Annotated in this window: 16 protein-coding genes; 7 read left to right on the plus strand and 9 right to left on the minus strand. The window is 68.6% G+C overall.

Translation table 11 applies throughout. The features are described 5' to 3' along the window. Positions 1 to 38 precede the first annotated feature (38 nt). Genes sdhA through sdhC form a run of 3 tightly spaced genes read right to left on the minus strand, consistent with a single transcriptional unit; the run spans position 39 to position 2,649 of the window. Positions 39 to 1,838 carry a succinate dehydrogenase flavoprotein subunit gene (sdhA, locus tag BMW51_RS08930; protein ID WP_093005575.1) on the minus strand — a complete coding sequence of 600 codons (1,800 nt, stop codon included), beginning with the start codon at positions 1,836 to 1,838 and terminating at the stop codon, positions 39 to 41. Further along, the gene (gene sdhD, locus BMW51_RS08935; RefSeq protein ID WP_093005577.1) at positions 1,838 to 2,215 is read right to left on the minus strand and encodes a succinate dehydrogenase, hydrophobic membrane anchor protein; all 378 of its coding nucleotides are present in this window, start codon (positions 2,213 to 2,215) and stop codon (positions 1,838 to 1,840) included. Before sdhD ends, sdhA begins: the two co-directional genes overlap by 1 nt. Next, the gene (gene sdhC / locus BMW51_RS08940; protein WP_093005579.1) at positions 2,215 to 2,649 is read right to left on the minus strand and encodes a succinate dehydrogenase, cytochrome b556 subunit; all 435 of its coding nucleotides are present in this window, start codon (positions 2,647 to 2,649) and stop codon (positions 2,215 to 2,217) included. Before sdhC ends, sdhD begins: the two co-directional genes overlap by 1 nt. Before the next feature lie 113 nt (positions 2,650 to 2,762). On the opposite strand from sdhC, the gene BMW51_RS08945 reads away from it, so the two are divergent. The 3 genes from BMW51_RS08945 to BMW51_RS08955 are packed head-to-tail and all read left to right on the plus strand — an operon-like array spanning position 2,763 to position 5,827. Further along, on the plus strand, positions 2,763 to 4,139 hold the full coding sequence (locus BMW51_RS08945; RefSeq protein ID WP_093005581.1) for a methyl-accepting chemotaxis protein: 1,377 nt from the start codon (positions 2,763 to 2,765) through the stop codon (positions 4,137 to 4,139). 52 nt (positions 4,140 to 4,191) lie between these two features. Then, a complete protein-coding gene (locus tag BMW51_RS08950; RefSeq protein WP_093005583.1) occupies positions 4,192 to 4,890 on the plus strand; it encodes an SDR family NAD(P)-dependent oxidoreductase in 699 nt (232 codons plus the stop codon). Beyond that, entirely contained in the window at positions 4,880 to 5,827 is a 948-nt protein-coding gene (locus BMW51_RS08955; RefSeq protein WP_093005585.1) for a 50S ribosomal protein L11 methyltransferase, read from the plus strand. Before BMW51_RS08950 ends, BMW51_RS08955 begins: the two co-directional genes overlap by 11 nt. A 6-nt stretch (positions 5,828 to 5,833) precedes the next feature. On the opposite strand, the gene BMW51_RS08960 is transcribed toward BMW51_RS08955, so the two are convergent. The 3 genes from BMW51_RS08960 to BMW51_RS08970 form a co-directional block, all read right to left on the minus strand. Then, positions 5,834 to 6,436, minus strand: a complete 603-nt coding sequence (locus BMW51_RS08960) for a DedA family protein (RefSeq protein WP_093005587.1) — start codon at positions 6,434 to 6,436, stop codon at positions 5,834 to 5,836. Between the two features lie 45 nt (positions 6,437 to 6,481). Then, positions 6,482 to 7,447, minus strand: a complete 966-nt coding sequence (gshB, locus tag BMW51_RS08965; RefSeq protein ID WP_093005991.1) for a glutathione synthase — start codon at positions 7,445 to 7,447, stop codon at positions 6,482 to 6,484. A 189-nt stretch (positions 7,448 to 7,636) separates the two neighbouring features. Further along, positions 7,637 to 8,017 (minus strand): YraN family protein, encoded by a 381-nt coding sequence (locus tag BMW51_RS08970; protein ID WP_093005588.1) that lies wholly within the window; start codon positions 8,015 to 8,017, stop codon positions 7,637 to 7,639. 124 nt (positions 8,018 to 8,141) lie between these two features. Between BMW51_RS08970 and BMW51_RS16340 the strand changes: the two genes are divergently transcribed. Next, a complete protein-coding gene (locus BMW51_RS16340; protein ID WP_093005590.1) occupies positions 8,142 to 9,905 on the plus strand; it encodes a methyl-accepting chemotaxis protein in 1,764 nt (587 codons plus the stop codon). A gap of 25 nt (positions 9,906 to 9,930) precedes the next feature. On the opposite strand, the gene rsmI is transcribed toward BMW51_RS16340, so the two are convergent. Continuing rightward, on the minus strand, positions 9,931 to 10,779 hold the full coding sequence (gene rsmI, locus BMW51_RS08980; RefSeq protein ID WP_093005592.1) for a 16S rRNA (cytidine(1402)-2'-O)-methyltransferase: 849 nt from the start codon (positions 10,777 to 10,779) through the stop codon (positions 9,931 to 9,933). On the opposite strand from rsmI, the gene BMW51_RS08985 reads away from it, so the two are divergent. Beyond that, positions 10,778 to 11,986 (plus strand): penicillin-binding protein activator, encoded by a 1,209-nt coding sequence (locus BMW51_RS08985; RefSeq protein WP_093005594.1) that lies wholly within the window; start codon positions 10,778 to 10,780, stop codon positions 11,984 to 11,986. The genes rsmI and BMW51_RS08985 overlap by 2 nt on opposite strands. Before the next feature lie 19 nt (positions 11,987 to 12,005). Here BMW51_RS08985 and hemW read toward each other — a convergent pair whose 3' ends face one another. Next, positions 12,006 to 13,196 carry a radical SAM family heme chaperone HemW gene (hemW, locus tag BMW51_RS08990; RefSeq protein ID WP_093005596.1) on the minus strand — a complete coding sequence of 397 codons (1,191 nt, stop codon included), beginning with the start codon at positions 13,194 to 13,196 and terminating at the stop codon, positions 12,006 to 12,008. An 11-nt stretch (positions 13,197 to 13,207) separates the two neighbouring features. Here hemW and BMW51_RS08995 point away from each other — a divergent pair, with 11 nt between their 5' ends. Then, positions 13,208 to 13,774, plus strand: coding sequence for a CAP domain-containing protein (locus BMW51_RS08995; RefSeq protein ID WP_093005598.1), 567 nt, complete (start codon positions 13,208 to 13,210; stop codon positions 13,772 to 13,774). A 62-nt stretch (positions 13,775 to 13,836) separates the two neighbouring features. Continuing rightward, positions 13,837 to 15,324, plus strand: a complete 1,488-nt coding sequence (locus BMW51_RS09000) for an aminotransferase class I/II-fold pyridoxal phosphate-dependent enzyme (protein ID WP_093005600.1) — start codon at positions 13,837 to 13,839, stop codon at positions 15,322 to 15,324. A gap of 2 nt (positions 15,325 to 15,326) precedes the next feature. Here BMW51_RS09000 and BMW51_RS16080 read toward each other — a convergent pair whose 3' ends face one another. Further along, positions 15,327 to 15,482 carry a hypothetical protein gene (locus tag BMW51_RS16080; RefSeq protein WP_177171607.1) on the minus strand — a complete coding sequence of 52 codons (156 nt, stop codon included), beginning with the start codon at positions 15,480 to 15,482 and terminating at the stop codon, positions 15,327 to 15,329. Between the last annotated feature and the right edge of the window lie 38 nt (positions 15,483 to 15,520).

The following is a 15,520-nucleotide window of genomic DNA, read 5'->3' on the forward strand; positions in this document are numbered from 1 at the left end:
TCCGACGGGTTCTCGTAAGTTCGACCGTAATCGGCGTCTTAGTACACGCGCTTCTTCGGCTTGATGTACTCGATATCGTCGGTCAGCGAGTAATCGTGGACCGGGCGATAGTCGATCGCGACCTGTCCACCCTTGCCGCCCCAGCCGTCGAACGTGGCGATCGTGTGCTTCATCCAATTCGCGTCGTCGCGATCGGGGAAGTCCTCGTGCATGTGCGCGCCGCGCGACTCCTTGCGATTGTCGGCCGAGCGCATCGTGACGACCGCCTGCGACAGCAGATTGTCGAGCTCGAGCGTCTCGACCAAGTCGGTGTTCCAGATCAGCGAGCGGTCCTTGACCGACACGTCGCCGATTGAGGAATAGACCTGATCGATCTTCTCGACACCCTCGGCAAGCAGCGCGGTGTCGCGGAACACCGCGCAATGCTTCTGCATCGTCTGCTGCATCTCGCGACGGATATGCGCGGTCGGCGTCGAGCCGGCGGCGTTGCGGAACGTGTCGAGGCGGGTCAGCGCCATCTCCTCCGACCCCTTCGGCAGCGGATTGTGCGTCGTGTTGGGCTTGAGGATATCCTTGATCCGCAGACCCGTCGCGCGGCCGAACACGACCAAATCGATCAGGCTGTTCGAGCCGAGGCGGTTGGCGCCGTGGACTGAGACGCACGCCGCCTCGCCGACCGCGAACAGGCCTGGTACGACCGCGTCGGGGTTGCCGTCGCGAAGGTTGACGACCTCACCGTGATAGTTGGTCGGGATGCCGCCCATGTTGTAGTGAACCGTCGGCGTCACGGGCAGCGGCTGGCGAGTCAGGTCGACGCCGGCGAAGATCTTGCCCGTCTCGGTGATGCCGGGCAGCCGCTCGTGCAGCACCTTGGGATCGATGTGATCGAGGTGAAGGTAGATGTGGTCGCCGTTCGGGCCGACACCGCGACCTTCGCGCATCTCCGCCGCCATCGAGCGCGCGACGACGTCGCGGCTGGCGAGGTCTTTCGCGCTCGGCGCATAGCGCTCCATGAAGCGCTCACCCTCGGAGTTGGTGAGGTAGCCGCCTTCGCCGCGCGCGCCCTCGGTGATGAGCACGCCCGCGCCGTAGATGCCGGTCGGGTGGAACTGCACGAACTCCATGTCCTGCAGGGGCAGGCCGGCGCGCAGCACCATCGCGTTGCCGTCGCCGGTGCAGGTGTGCGCCGAGGTCGCGGAGAAATAGCAGCGTCCGTAGCCGCCAGTCGCCAGCACGACATTGTGCGCGCGGAAACGGTGGATCGAGCCGTCTTCCATGCACAGCGCGATCACGCCGCGGCAGACGCCGTTTTCCATGATCAGGTCGAGCGCGAAATATTCGACGTAGAAGTCGGCGTCGTACTTCAGCGACTGCTGGTACAGCGCGTGAAGCATCGCGTGGCCGGTACGGTCGGCGGCGGCGCAGGTGCGCTGCACCGGCGGACCTTCGCCCATGTTCTGCATGTGACCGCCGAACGGACGCTGGTAGATCGTGCCGTTGTCGTTGCGGCTGAACGGCACACCCGCGTGCTCAAGCTCGTACACCGCCTGCGGTGCCTCGCGCACCATATACTCGATCGCGTCCTGGTCGCCGAGCCAGTCGGAGCCCTTGACCGTGTCGAACATGTGCCACGACCAATGGTCGGGTGAGTTGTTGCCGAGGCTGGCGGCGATGCCGCCCTGCGCGGCAACGGTGTGGCTGCGCGTCGGGAACACCTTGGTGATGCAGGCGGTCTTCAAACCGCTTTCCGCGATGCCCATCGTGGCGCGCAGGCCCGAGCCGCCCGCGCCGACGACGACGGCGTCATAGGTATGGTCGATGATCTGATAGGCAGCCATTACTGCGCGGCTCCGAAGGCGATCTTGAGAATGGAGAAGATGGCGACACCGGCAATCGCGGCGGCGTAGACGTTGAGCAGCACAATCGCGACAAAGCGGCTCTGCATCCGCGCGTAATCCTCGATCGCGACCTGCAGCCCCAGGCGGAAGTGGTACACGACCGAGACGACCAGCAGCAGCATCGGGATCGCCGCCCAGGCCGAGCCGAGCCACAGCCGGACGGTTGCGAAATCATAGGCCGGCAGCATCGCCAGCGAGGCGAGCAGCCACACCATCAGCAGCAGGTTGGTGCCAGCGGTCAGTTTTTGATGCCACCAGTGGTGCACGCCCTCGTGCGCGCTGCCGTAGCCGCGGACGCGGCCGAGTTCAGTGCTCATTACTTCAACCCCAGCCAGAGCCAGAACAGGATCGTCATCACGATCGAGAAGACGAAGGTCATTCGCGCGAACAGCTGGTTGGTCTTGAGCTCGAACGCCGCACCCGTGTCCATCACGAGGTGGCGGATGCCGCTCGCCATGTGCTGGAACACCGACCAGGTCAGCCCGATGCCGACGACGTAGCCGACGATGTTCAGGTGCCCGTTCGAGGTGGTGAACACGTCGCGGAAGGTCGCATACGCACTCTCACCCGCTGCGATCGCGGCGAGGAACCACACCAGCAGGATCGCGCCCACCGTCGCCATCACCGCGCCGGTCGCACGGTGCGTGATCGAGGTCAGCATCGCGGGGCTGAAACGGTAGTGGAATTGCATCGGGCCCGTGAAGAGGTGCGGGCTCCTCGGGCGGGATCGGGGGGCGGGTCGGCTGGCCAACGTCGGTTCCTTTCAACTGCATGCCCTTAACCGCCATGCCGCGCGATGCAAGGGTGGTGGCACGTCCGGCACGTCTAACGCGGCATTAACCGGTTGGCGGTACACGCAAGGCCATGACCTTCATGACGCAGCGCCCCGTGCCGACCGATCTGCCGACACCCGGTTCGATCGCGGCGAAACTGGATCTGGCCGCGCGGTTCCGCGTGTTCGATGCCGATGGCCGGCTGGCGACGATGAGCCGCACGACGTGGGAGGCGATCGCGCCCGACGTGGTAGCGATCTCGACCGCTTACTGGCACCAATGGCTGCGCTGTTTCGAGAGCGGCAAGGTGTGGGCGCCGCATGATACCGAGCGAATGATCGAGCTCGGCTGCGCGTTCCTCGAAAGCCGCTTCCTGCGCACGCGCGAGCGCGCCTGGGTCGAATCGATCGAGCGATCGGTCGCGTCGGCCTATGCCGCCGACGTGACGCCAATGGCACTACTGTCGATGATCAGCGCGAGCGACCGTGCCGCGCTCGACAGCCTGATGAGCCGCGTGCCGCAGGGTGACGCGCGGCTGGCCGAGCTGGTCGACACGCTGATGCGGCTGTCGGCTCTTGAGGGCGAAATCACGGTCGAACTTTACAACGCCTATCGCGAGCATAGCGCGCAGGTCGCGCGCGACCGGCTGGCGGTCGAATTTCGTGACGGCATCGCGGTGACGGTCGAGGCGGCGACGCAGAACGGCGACGGGCTGCGCCAGCAGGCGGCGGGCGCGTCGGCCTCGGCGCGCGGCATGCTGGGCAAGGCGAGCGAAGTCGCAGCCGCCGCCGAGCAATCGGCGGTCGCGATGCGTGATGCTGCATCGACTGCGGCCGGGCTGATCCGCGCGATCGAGGACGCCCGCGTCGAGGTGGAGGCCGCGGCCGAGATCGCGACCAAGGCAGGGCGGCAGGCGGGCGACGCGGTCAGCGTCTCCGAAGCGCTGAGTGAGCATGCGAAGTCGATCGAGTCGATCCTGGGGCTGATCCGCGACATCGCGGGACAGACCAATCTGCTTGCATTGAACGCCACGATCGAGGCGGCGCGCGCAGGTGATGCCGGGCGCGGCTTCGCGGTGGTGGCGCAGGAGGTGAAAAGCCTTGCCAACCAGACCGCGCGCGCCACCGACGATATCGCGGGCAAGATCGCGGCGATCCAGACCGCGACGCGCACCACGGTCGATACCTCCGCCTCAATCCGCACCACCGTGCTGGAGGTGCAGGACTCGGCCACGCGCATTCGCCACGCGATGGAAGCACAGGCGCATACCGTCACCGCGATCACCGCCGCGGTCGACGAGACCGCGCTCGCCGCCGATTCGATGTCGCACACGATCGCGGCGATCCGATCGGACACCGAGGGTGTGGCGAGCGAGATCGACGCGTTGCAGGACGAGTTCGCGCACGTTGGCGCCCGGCTGGAAGCGCTGCGCGGGTCGGCGGAGGAGTTCGCGCGCAGCGTCGCCTGAGGCGCCCGCCCGGCGTTGCTGCGCGCGGCGAGGCGCCGTACAGCCGCGGTCAATGAGCAATATTCTTCTCACCGGATCGAGCCGCGGCATCGGCGCGGCGATCGCCGAAGCGCTGACGAGTGCGGGCCATCAGGTCGTCGGACATGGCACCGCGAGCGGCGTGCCCGCTGACTTCGCCGATCCGAAAGCGCCAGACCAATTGTGGGACACCGCGCTCGAGCGGCTGGACGGGCGCATCGACGTGCTGATCAACAATGCCGGCGTGTTCGAGGCCAATCCGCTCGACAGCGCGGACGACGCGTGGCTTTCGGGGTGGGAGCGGACGATGCAGGTCAATCTGACCGCCTCCGCCATCCTGTGCCGTCGCGCTGTCCTGCACTGGCGGGAGAGTGGACATGGCGGGCGAATCGTCAATGTCGCCAGCCGCGCCGCCTATCGCGGCGACAGCCCGGCGCACTGGCATTATGCCGCGTCGAAGGCCGGTATGGTGGCGATGACCAAGACGATCGCGCGGGGTTATGCCGGTGAGGGCATTCTGGCGTTTGCGATCTGCCCGGGGTTCACGATGACCGGGATGGCGGAGGACTATCTCGCCAGCCGCGGCGGGGACAAGCTTCTCGCCGACATTCCGCTCGGCCGCGTCGCATCGCCCGAGGAGGTCGCGGAGACTGCGCGCTGGCTCGCGATCGATGCGCCGGCATCGATGACAGGCGCTGTGATCGACGTGAACGGGGCGAGCTATGTCCGCTGAAACGATTGACAGCTGGCGCGTCACGCTGCCGTGCACCCGCGCCGAGGCCGAGGCGATCGACGCCGCCGACGACCTGACGATCGACGCGGTGCTGATGACGACCGAGGAGGTCGAGGACGACCGCGAGCACTGGCGGCTCGACGCTTATTGCGAGCACGAGCCCGACGCCGCGATGATCGCGGCGCTTGTCGCGCTGGTGCCGAGTGCGGCGGGCGCGAAGCCGGTCATCGAGCCGCTGACCGCGCAGGATTGGGTGACGATGAGCCAGGCGGGGCTCGAGCCGATCCGCGAGGGCCGCTTCGTGGTGCACACCAGCGCGCACCCGATCGCGCCGCTCGAGGGTGGCCGCGCGTTCCTGATCGACGCCGGGCAGGCGTTCGGGACCGGGCACCATGCGACGACCGCGGGGTGTCTGGCGATGCTCGACGGGTTGGCGGATAAGACGTTCGACAACGTGATCGATCTGGGCACCGGCACGGGCCTGCTCGCTTTCGCGGCACAGCATCTGTGGCCGGCGGCGGCGATCACCGCGACCGACATCGATCCGGCAGCGATCGTGGTGACCGAACAAAATGCGGCGGCGAACGGCGTGTCGGGGCTGCGGCTGGTGGTCGCGGACGGCGCGTTGAGCGATGTGATCGCGACCCATGCACCCTATGATCTGGTGATCGCCAACATCCTGGCCGGGCCGCTGATCTCGATGGCGCCGGAGGTGGCGGCGATCGCTGAACCGGGCGCGGCGATCGTGCTGGCTGGACTGCTGGAAACGCAGCGTGCCGAAGTGGTCGCGGCGTTTGAGGCGTGCGGTTGCGTGCTGGAGGCAGTCGACCGGCGCGGCGACTGGACGATCCTGCGGCTGCGCGGCGGCGAGGTGCGCTACGTGCCGACCAAGCCGATCGATCCCAAGGGGCGCGACGGCTGGGCCCTCGACCTGTAGCGCGCCTCAACCACCGCGCGGGTGCCAGGTGAACACGCGGTAGAGGTAGACCAGCACCGCGACGACCATCAGCACGATGCCGACCGGCCCGACATATTTGTCGAGCTCGGCGTAGCGGGTGCCGAGGTAATAGCCCGCGCCGCCCAGGATCACGTTCCAGATCGCCGAGCCTAGAAAGGTCCACAACATGAAGCGCCACAACGGCATGGCGGTCATGCCGGCGGGCAGCGAGATTAGCGTGCGGAAGGTCGGCATAAAGCGGAAAACGAAGACCACCCAGCCGCCCTGCCGCTGAAAGAAGGTGTGGATGCGCTCTACGTCTTCCCACTCGAGCGTCAGCCAGCGGCCATGCCGCTCGACGAAGGGGCGGAAGCGCGCGTAGCCCAAGCGCCGGCCGACCTCGTACCAGAACAAGTTGCCGATCGTGGTGCCGGCGGTGCCCCACAGCACCAGCGGCACCATCGCCATCTGACCGCGCGCGACCGCGATCCCGCCCAGCCCCATGATGACTTCCGACGGGATCGGCGGAAAGATGTTTTCCAGCGCCATCAGGAGGAAGATGCCGAGGTAACCGCCCCAGGCGATCCAGTCGAGGATGAGGTCGGTCACGGGTGGCAGCGTTCGGTCATGCGGTCGGGCAACGGCCGCGCGGCGTCAGCGTTCCGCCACCCGCCGCTCGATCGCGTCCCAGATCATGCCGGCCACATCGGTGCCGTCGAACCGCTCGATCGCGACGATCCCGGTCGGCGAGGTCACGTTGATCTCGGTCAGCCACTCGCCGCCGATCACGTCGATGCCGACGAAGATCAGCCCGCGGCGCTTCAACTCAGGGCCGAGGATGTCACAAATCTCGCGCTCGCGCGCCGTGAGTTCGGTCTTCTCGGCCGAGCCGCCGACCGCGAGGTTGGAGCGGATCTCGCCCGCACCGGGCAAGCGGTTGATCGCGCCCGCGACCTCGCCGTCGACCAGCACGATCCGCTTGTCGCCCTTCGCCACGTCGGGGAGGAACGCCTGCACCATGTGCGGTTCGCGCCAGGTCTGGTTGAAGATTTCGAACAGGGCGGACAGGTTGAGGCCGTTTTCCTCGACCTTGAAGATTGCCTTGCCGCCGTTGCCGTGAAGCGGCTTGACCACGATCTGGCCATGCTGGCTGAGAAACGCGCGCGCTTCCTCCAGGCTGCGGGTGACGAGCGTCGGCGGCATGAAGCGCGCATAGTCGAGCACGAATACCTTCTCGGGCGCGTTGCGGACGCTCGCGGGATCGTTGACGACGAGCGTGCGGTCGGCGATCCGCTCGAGTAGGTGGGTGGCGGTGATGTAGCCGAGGTCGAACGGCGGGTCCTGCCGCATCAGCACCGCGTCTGCCTCGTCGCCGAGGTCGAGGCTGACGGGATCGCCGAAGCAATAATGGTCGCGTGCGCCCGGTGTGCTCGGCGGCTGTACGGTGACCGGGTGCGCCTTCGCCCACAGCCGACCGTCCGACCAGTTGAGGTCCTCCGCCTGGTAATGGAACAGGCGGTGCCCGCGCGCCTGCGCGGAGAGCATCAGCGCGAAGGTTGAGTCGCCCGCGACGTTGATCTGGTCGAGCGGGTCCATCTGGACAGCGACGGTGAGCGACATGGTTCCTCCGGACAGCGTATCCATGCCGACCTAGGCGCGGGGTGGTCGATTGTCACCCGCGTGGATGAGTGAGGCGTGGAAGGTCACTAAAGTCACACCCCTACGCATGTGCGCGCGAGGGCGGCGCAACCTTTGCGGCCGTTATGGGCGACCTAGGCATGGTGTGGCCGTGTAGGAAAGGCGTCCGGCTTAGCCGATCCAGGCATTCTCGATGTGGCGCGGGCGCGAGCCGGGGGCGAGCAGGATCACGTCGACGCGAATGTCGTCGCCCGGCCCGGCGTAGCGCGGCATCAGCAACTCCGCCGCCGCCGCGACGCGCGCGAGCCGGCGCTGGTCGATCGCGTGGTCGAGCTCGGCGGCGGTACGGCGCATCTTTACCTCGACGAAGGCGACTAGATCGCCGCGTCGCGCAACCAGGTCGACCTCGCCCGCGGGAGTGCGCACGCGGCGGTCGAGAATGCGCCAGCCCTTCAACCGCAGCCACCATGCCGCCAGTCGCTCACCGCGCCGCCCGCTTGTCTCCGCCGCGCGGCGCTGATCCGGAGAGCGGGTGGGAGCGGGACGGGACATGCGACAGGGGTGCACGACACCTTGGTGGGCTGCAAGGCGGATGATGCCGATCGATCGTCGCAGGGTGTCACGGCCCGGCTGGCATGTCACACGCAGTTAAGAACGCGCGTCTACCCGGCCCAACATGTTCACGCGCGATCACCTGCACTGGCATCGTACCTTGGCGGCCAAGCTGCTGGCACCGATCGCGATCATGCTGCTGGTCGTGCTTGTCCTCGGACTGGCAGGATCGGCGGCGCGACAGCGGATCGTGGCCGCGCATCGCAATGTCGAGGCGCGGCAGAAGGTCCGGGTCGAGTTGATCGAGATTCGGTCGCTAAGCCGTTCGCTGCAGCGCGATGCGCTCAATCTGATCGTCGAGCCCGTACCGGCCGAACGCGCCGTCATCACCGACAAGGTCACGAGCCGACTGCGCGAGATGGGGCGCGCGCTTCGACGTCTCGGCGCAGATAAAAACTTCGCGGGCGGCGAACGAAGGACCTTTATCGCGGAGCAGCGAGCCGTGATGGCGCTGTTGCACCAGTCCGCCGCACTCGCCACCCAAGGTCGGCGAGCGGACGCGCTCACCCGTTTCCGTGCGCAGGTGCGCCCCGCCGAGCGCCGCGCATCGCAGCTGGCCGACCGGCTGGTGTCCGAACAGGCGCGGGTGGTCGACGAGCAGCTGGCGCTCGCGCGCGCAATCGAACGCCGCGAAACCGTGATGGGTCTCGCCACCAGCGTGCTGCTCTTCATCTTCGCGGCGGCCGTGACGCTGGTGGTGGTGCGGCGGCTGGTGTCACAACCGCTGCGCGACATCGAGGATGCGATGACCCGCCTGGCGGCGGGAGAAGCCGAAGGGTCAACGCCGCACGGCGACCGCGATGACGAGATTGGACGTATGGCCCGCGCAATCGAGGTATTCCGCGCCGCCGCCCGGCATCAGGACGATCTGCGCGCGATGCACGCCGCGCAGCTGGAACGCGCGCTTGCGGCGGAGCGCGGGCAGCGCACGCTCGATCAGGTGCAGGCGGTACGCGATCGGCGATTGGCCGCTGCGGCTAAAGTGCTGGAGCGCGATACGGCGGTGACGTTCGCCGACAGTCGCGCCGCCGCTGCCTCGCTGCACATCGCGGCAAAGACGCTTGCCGACGTGTCGGCATCGACGCGGGCCGAACTTGACCAGGTCAAGGCGGCGACCAGCCGCGTGACCACAGGGGCTGCCGACATCGCGGCGGCGACCGATCACTTCATGACCGACTTGGATCGATCGCGAACGGCGACACGCGACGCGGCGAGCGAGGGCCGCGCCGCGGCGGAGCAGGTCGACGCACTGGTCGAGCAGATGCGCCGCGTGGCGGATGACGGTGAGCGTGTCGCGACCGCGATCGACCTGGTCGGCGATATCGCGCGGCAGACCGATCTGCTGGCGTTGAACGCCTCGATCGAGGCGGCGCGTGCCGGAGCGGCGGGGCGCGGCTTTGCGGTGGTCGCGAACGAGGTCAAGGCGTTGGCGCTTGAGGCTGCGCGCGTGACGACCGAGATCGGCCGACGTGTCGAGGGGATGCGGGCGGCGACCGGAGAGGCTGGCGATAGCCTGCGGATCGTTGGTGCGATAGTTGTACGGCTGGCGGAGCAATCGGCCACGCTCGCCGATGAAATCGACGTGCAGACCGAGCAGGGTAGCATCATCAGCCACAATGTCGCGGGCACGGCAGCCGATCTGGACCTGATCGCGTCGCGCGTGTCCGATGCCGCTGTTGGTGCGGCGAAGGTCGATCAGCTATCGAACCAGCTTGGTCACGACGCGAGCGGGATCGCCGCGCGCACGGAGCGACTTGGCACGGCGCTGGAGCGGTTCTTTGCCGACCTGAATCAACTCGACGCGCAGGGGACATGCGAGAAGTCGTGAACGCGGCGCGCGTCGCGACGGCCGGCTAGCGTTCGCCCTTCAGCTCCAGCGCGCGGGCGTAGAGTGCCTTGCGGTCGAGGCCGAGCGCTCGGGCAACCTCGCCCGCTGCCTTCGCGGCGGGGAGGCGGGTGAGCGCCTCGACCAGCGCGGCATCGCCGTCGTCGGCGCTGGCCGGGGCGGGTGGCTCGGGCGGGGCAACGACGACGACGATCTCACCCTTGGGCGGCGCATCGGCGTAGCGTGCGGCGAGGGTAGAGAGGCGGCCGGTGACGGCTTCCTCGAACTTCTTGGTGATCTCGCGCGCGACGGCAGCCTCGCGGTCGCCGAGACCTTCGGCGAGTGCGGACAGGCAGGCGGAAAGGCGCGGGCCGCTCTCATAGAGAACGAGCGTAGCGCGCACGGCGGCGACTTCGGCGATCGCCTCGGCGCGGGCGTGCTGCTTGGAGGGCAGAAAGCCGAGGAACAGGAAGCGGTCGGTCGGCAGTGCGGCGAGCGTCAGCGCGGCGATCGCGGCGCACGGACCCGGGATTGTCACCACCGCATGGCCCGCGGCGCGCGCGTCGCGCACCAGCTTGTAGCCGGGATCGGAGATGAGCGGCGTGCCCGCGTCCGAGACGAGCGCGACCGCCTCGGTCGCCATGCGCGCGATCAGCCCGGGGCGCATCCCTTCCGCATTATGGTCGTGATAGGGGATCATCGGGCGCTTGACCCCGATGTGGCGCAGAAGGCCCGCGGTGACGCGCGTGTCCTCGACCGCGACCGCGTCGGCGCGCGACAGGATGTCGGCCGCGCGCGGGGAAAGGTCAGCGAGATTGCCGATCGGCGTCGCCACGATGTACAGGCCGGGGGATAGAGGTTCCACGAGGGGTGTCATGGCAGAATCGAAGCGGGGGCCGCAACCGACACGCGCGGTTTCGAAACTGGTCGCGCTGGCGGCGGCGTTGTTGTTGTCCGCCTGCGCCACGGTGGTCCCGCGCGGTGCAACGCCGGCGCCGGATCGCGCACCGGTGCAGAAGCCGCGTCCGTCACGTGGCTCGGACACGGGCGGCGTCATCGCGGGCGTGCCGCAGGATGCCGAACGCAACCGCGTGGCGCTGCTGGTGCCGCTGTCGGGCAGCAACGCGGGCGTCGGGCGCAGCATCGCCAATGCGACGCAGCTGGCGCTGCTCGATGCGCGCAGCCAGCAGGTGCGGATCACCAACTATGACACCGCGACCGGCGCGGCGGCGGCGGCGAACCGCGCGATTGCGGAGGGCGCGCAGCTGATCCTCGGCCCGCTGCTCGCCGATGACGTGCGCGCGGTGACGCCGATCGCCAGGCGCGCGGGCGTGCCGGTGATCTCTTTTTCCAACGACGTCAGCGTCGCGGGTAACGGCACCTATGTGATGGGCTATGCGCCGAACCAGTCGATCGAGCGCGTGGTCGCCTTCGCGCGCAGTCAGGGCGTGCAGAACTTTGGTGGGCTGGTGCCAAACGCGCTGTACGGATCACGCGCGTCGACCGTGTTCCTGCGCGCGGTCGAGCAGGCAGGCGGGCGCGTCGTGTCGCTGCAGACCTATGATCGTGCGCCGTCGGCCGTTGCGCAGGCGGTGACGCGGATGAACAAGGACGCGCCGTTCGACGCGGTGATGATCGCGGACGGCGGCAGCACCGCGGCGGTGGCGGCACCCTTGCTCAAGCGCGCGAGCCCATCGACACGGCTGCTCGGCACCGAATTGTGGAACTCCGACCGCGCGGTGGCGACGCAGGCGGCGCTGAACGGCGCATGGTTCGCGAGCGTGCCAAACAATCTGTACCGTCAGTACGCGCAGAACTACCGCGCGCGGTTCAGCGCGGCGCCGTACCGCTTGTCGAGCCTGGGTTACGACGCGGTGCTGCTGGTGGTGCGGATCTCGCGCGACTGGCGCGTCGGCAGCGCGTTTCCGCAGAACCGGTTGCGTGACGCGGACGGCTTCGCCGGAATCGACGGCGCGTTCCGCTTCGGTCGCGACGGTGTCGCCGAGCGCGCGCTGGAGGTGCAGGAGGTGCGCGGCGGCACAACGGTGACGGTCTCGCCCGCGCCGACGCGGTTCGACGATTAAGGACAGCGCGGCGGCCGGATCAGGCCGCCGCCGCCTCGTCGGCGCGCACCACGCGCGGCAGGATCGCGTCGAGCAGCAGCATGCCCGCCGGCGTGACGGTCAGGTGATCGCCGTTCAGCCGGATCAGATCGGGTAGCTGCGCCACCGCCCGGCGGTCGATCAGCGCGTCGATCGGCAATCCGGTGCGGCGGGTGATGCGGGCGAGGTCGACGCCTTCCGCCAGCCGCAGCCCCATCAGCAGCGCCTCCGACGCGCGGGTGCCGGGGGCGAGCGGCTCCTCGACCTCAATGCCGTGGCGGTTGCGGTCGACGGCGGTGAGCCAGTTCTCCGGCTTGCGGCGGCGCTGCGTCGCGTGGTTGCCTCGGCGACCGTGTGCGCCCGGACCGACGCCGGCGTAATCGCGGTAGCGCCAGTAGGCGAGATTGTGGCGGCTCTCCGCGCCGGTGCGCGCGTGGTTCGACACCTCGTAGGCGGGGATGCCCGCGTCGGCGGTGATCGCGCGGGTGAGTTCGAACAGGTCGGCGGCGGTGTCCGCGTCGGGGATGACGAGGCGACCGGCCGCGGCCTCGGTCGCGAAGCGCGTGCCGGGTTCGATCGTTAGCTGGTAGAGCGACAGGTGTTCGGTGCCGAACGCGAGCGCGCGGCGCAGCTCGGCCTCCCACGCGTCGATTGGCTGGTCGGGGCGGGCATAGATCAGGTCGAAGCTGACGCGCGCGAAATTGGCTTGAGCAGTCTCGAGTGCGCCGAGACCCTCCGCCACATCGTGCGCGCGCCCGAGAAAGTGGAGCGCGCGGTCGTCGAGCGCCTGCAAGCCGAGCGAGACGCGGTTGACGCCGGCGGCGGCGAGATCGGCGAAGCGCGCCGCCTCGACCGACGACGGGTTCGCCTCCAGCGTGATCTCGAGGTCGTCCTCGGGCGTCCAGGCGGCGGTCGCAGTATCGATGATCGCGGCAACGGTCGCGGGTGGCATCAGCGAGGGCGTGCCGCCGCCGAAGAAGATCGAGCCGAGCCGGCGTCCAGGCAGCGCAGCGACCTCGTAGGCGAGATCGAGCAGCAAGGCGTCACGCCAGCGTGCCTGGTCGACGGTCTCGCGCACGTGGCTGTTGAAGTCGCAATAAGGGCATTTGGAGACGCAGAACGGCCAGTGGACGTAGAGCGCGAGCGGTTCGTCCTCGCTCATTAAGGAGGTAGCAGGATTGTCGGGCGTCATGCCGCGCCCATATGGCGGCGATGACGCCGAAACGCCACGCTGCGCTGCTCGCCCTGCTGTTGTCGGCGTGTTCTGCCGGGAACAGTGCACCCGCGCCCGAGCGGGTGGTGGAGCCGATGACGCGCAGCGCGCCGGCCGAGCGGGGAGGCGCGCTGCTCAAGCGCGTCATGCTCTCGCGCCACAATGCGGCGCGTGCCGAACTCGGGCTGGCGCCGCTGATGTGGGACGAGGCGCTTGGGCGTGACGCGCGCGCCTATGCCGGGCAGATGGCGCAGAGCGGCCGCTTCGCGCATGCCGACCAACACGGGCAGGGCGAGAATTTGTTCACCGGCACGCGCGGCGCTTATTCCTACGCCGAGATGATCGACCTGTGGCTGGCGGAGCGTCGCGATTTCGTCAACGCACCGACGCCGGGGTTCAGCCGCACCGGGCGCGCGGGCGATGTGGCGCATTACACGCAGATCGTGTGGCGCGGCACGCGCGCGGTCGGCTGCGCGCTGGCGGCGAACGCGAGGGACGACTTCCTCGTATGCCGGTACTCGCCCCCTGGGAACGTCGTCGGCGAGCGCGCTTACTGATTTATTTTCATGACATAGGTGGAATGGTAGGACACGCGGGGACAAGGCAGCGTTCCTGCCGCATGGATCAGACCCAGGCACCCATTCTCGACGCGTTGCAGCAGATCGAGCGTCGCAAGGTTCACGGTTTCGGCGCGCCGGGGCATCATCAAGGCGCCGCGCTACCGCGCGATCTCGCCAAGGTGCTGGGCAAGCGCGTGTTCGAGGCCGACGTGATCACACCCAAGGGGCTGGACGACCGAACCGAGGGCGAACACGTGCTGCAGCGCGCGCACGAGATCGCGGCGGAGGCTTGGGCTGCGGATTTCTGCCGCTTCGTGACGGGCGGGTCGACGCAAAGCCTGCATACCGCGCTCGCCGCGGTCGCCGGGCCGGGCGACACCGTGCTTGTCGCCGCCAACGTCCACAAGGCAGAGCGCGCGCACGTGCTGGCGGTCGGATTGAAGGCTGAGATCGTCCCGGTGATGATCGACGACGCGTTCGACATCGAGCACGGCGTCGCGCCCGAGGCACTGACCGCGGCGCTCGACGCGAACCCCGATGCGAAGGCCTTCGTCGTCGTCTCGCCGACCTATTTCGGGGTGACGAGCGACATCGGCGCGCTGTCGGCGATCTGCCACGCGCGCAGCGTGCCGCTGATCTGCGACGCGGCGTGGGGTGGCGCGTTCGCCTTCTGCGAGGCGCTGCCCGACGACGCGCTGACCAAGGACGCCGATGTCGCGGTCTACAGCGTCCACAAGACAATGGGTGCGCTGACGCAAGGGTCCGCGCTGCTGGCCCAGGGCGAACTTGTCGACCGGCAGCGGTTGTGGATGGCGTACGAACTGTTCGAGACGACCAGCCCGTCGGTGCCGATCCTGGCCAGCCTGGATGTGGCGCGGCGCGAGCATGCGCTGCACGGCGAGGCGATCTGGGGCAAGACGCTGGAGCGCGCGGCCGACCTTCGGCGACGGCTGAACAAGATCAAGGGCGTGCGCGTGTTCGGTCGCGGCGACCTGCCTGCGGGCAGCGATCTCGACGAGACCAAGGTGCTGATCGACGTGAGCGCGCTGGGTGCGTCGGGTTACGCGATCGACGATTGGCTTAACCAGGAATATCGTGTCAGCGTCGGATTGTCCGACGCGCGGCATCTGCTCGCGATCGTCGCGCCGGGCACGACGACCGCCGACGTGCGCGCGCTCGCCCGTGGGCTGGCGGCGTGCGCGAAGGGGTTGCGCAAGGGCACGCTGTCGCTCGCACCCACCGGCGATGCGCTGCCGATTAGCGCGCTGGGCGTCGAGATGGCGTTAGAGGCGGGCGAAGCGCTGTTCGGTGCGGCCGAGCAGGTGCCGCTGGCTGAGGCCGAGGGTCGGATCGCAGCCGAGATGATCGCACCCGCACCGCCGGGCGTGCCGCGGCTGGTGCCGGGGCAGCGGATCAGCGCGGCGCATGTCAAATGGCTGAGCGCCAACCGTGACGCGGGCGCTTTCTTCCTCGACCCGATCGACCCGAGCGAGCGGATGATCCGGGTGATGGCGGAAGCAGCGCCGCAGGCGCTCGCCGCCGAGTGAGATCAGCCCGCGCGGCGGCGCGCGCGCTGAACCGAGCGGCAGGTCCAGGCGAGCGAGGCGAGGATAACGAGCGGCATGCCCGCGTGCGGTATGATCTGGCCGATGGCAAAGCCTCCTAGCGCGATTACTGTGACGGACAGGTGAGTGCGAGCGGACACGAGGCTTTGCTTTGCTGGTCCAACGCCGCGATCAAGCG

The organism is Sphingomonas palmae (genome assembly GCF_900109565.1).
Classification (GTDB): Bacteria; Pseudomonadota; Alphaproteobacteria; order Sphingomonadales; family Sphingomonadaceae; genus Sphingomonas; species Sphingomonas palmae.

Excerpts from the sequence above, each read along its gene's own strand:
- sdhA (WP_093005575.1), bottom strand. The coding sequence starts at position 1,838 with ATGGCTGCCTATCAGATCATCGACCATACCTATGACGCCGTCGTCGTC.
- sdhD (WP_093005577.1), bottom strand. The coding sequence starts at position 2,215 with ATGAGCACTGAACTCGGCCGCGTCCGCGGCTACGGCAGCGCGCACGAG.
- BMW51_RS08945 (WP_093005581.1), top strand. The coding sequence starts at position 2,763 with ATGACCTTCATGACGCAGCGCCCCGTGCCGACCGATCTGCCGACACCC.
- BMW51_RS08950 (WP_093005583.1), top strand. The coding sequence starts at position 4,192 with ATGAGCAATATTCTTCTCACCGGATCGAGCCGCGGCATCGGCGCGGCG.
- BMW51_RS08955 (WP_093005585.1), top strand. The coding sequence starts at position 4,880 with ATGTCCGCTGAAACGATTGACAGCTGGCGCGTCACGCTGCCGTGCACC.
- gshB (WP_093005991.1), bottom strand. The coding sequence starts at position 7,447 with ATGTCGCTCACCGTCGCTGTCCAGATGGACCCGCTCGACCAGATCAAC.
- BMW51_RS08970 (WP_093005588.1), bottom strand. The coding sequence starts at position 8,017 with ATGTCCCGTCCCGCTCCCACCCGCTCTCCGGATCAGCGCCGCGCGGCG.
- BMW51_RS16340 (WP_093005590.1), top strand. The coding sequence starts at position 8,142 with ATGTTCACGCGCGATCACCTGCACTGGCATCGTACCTTGGCGGCCAAG.
- BMW51_RS08985 (WP_093005594.1), top strand. The coding sequence starts at position 10,778 with ATGGCAGAATCGAAGCGGGGGCCGCAACCGACACGCGCGGTTTCGAAA.
- rsmI (WP_093005592.1), bottom strand. The coding sequence starts at position 10,779 with ATGACACCCCTCGTGGAACCTCTATCCCCCGGCCTGTACATCGTGGCG.
- hemW (WP_093005596.1), bottom strand. The coding sequence starts at position 13,196 with ATGACGCCCGACAATCCTGCTACCTCCTTAATGAGCGAGGACGAACCG.
- BMW51_RS08995 (WP_093005598.1), top strand. The coding sequence starts at position 13,208 with ATGGCGGCGATGACGCCGAAACGCCACGCTGCGCTGCTCGCCCTGCTG.
- BMW51_RS09000 (WP_093005600.1), top strand. The coding sequence starts at position 13,837 with ATGGATCAGACCCAGGCACCCATTCTCGACGCGTTGCAGCAGATCGAG.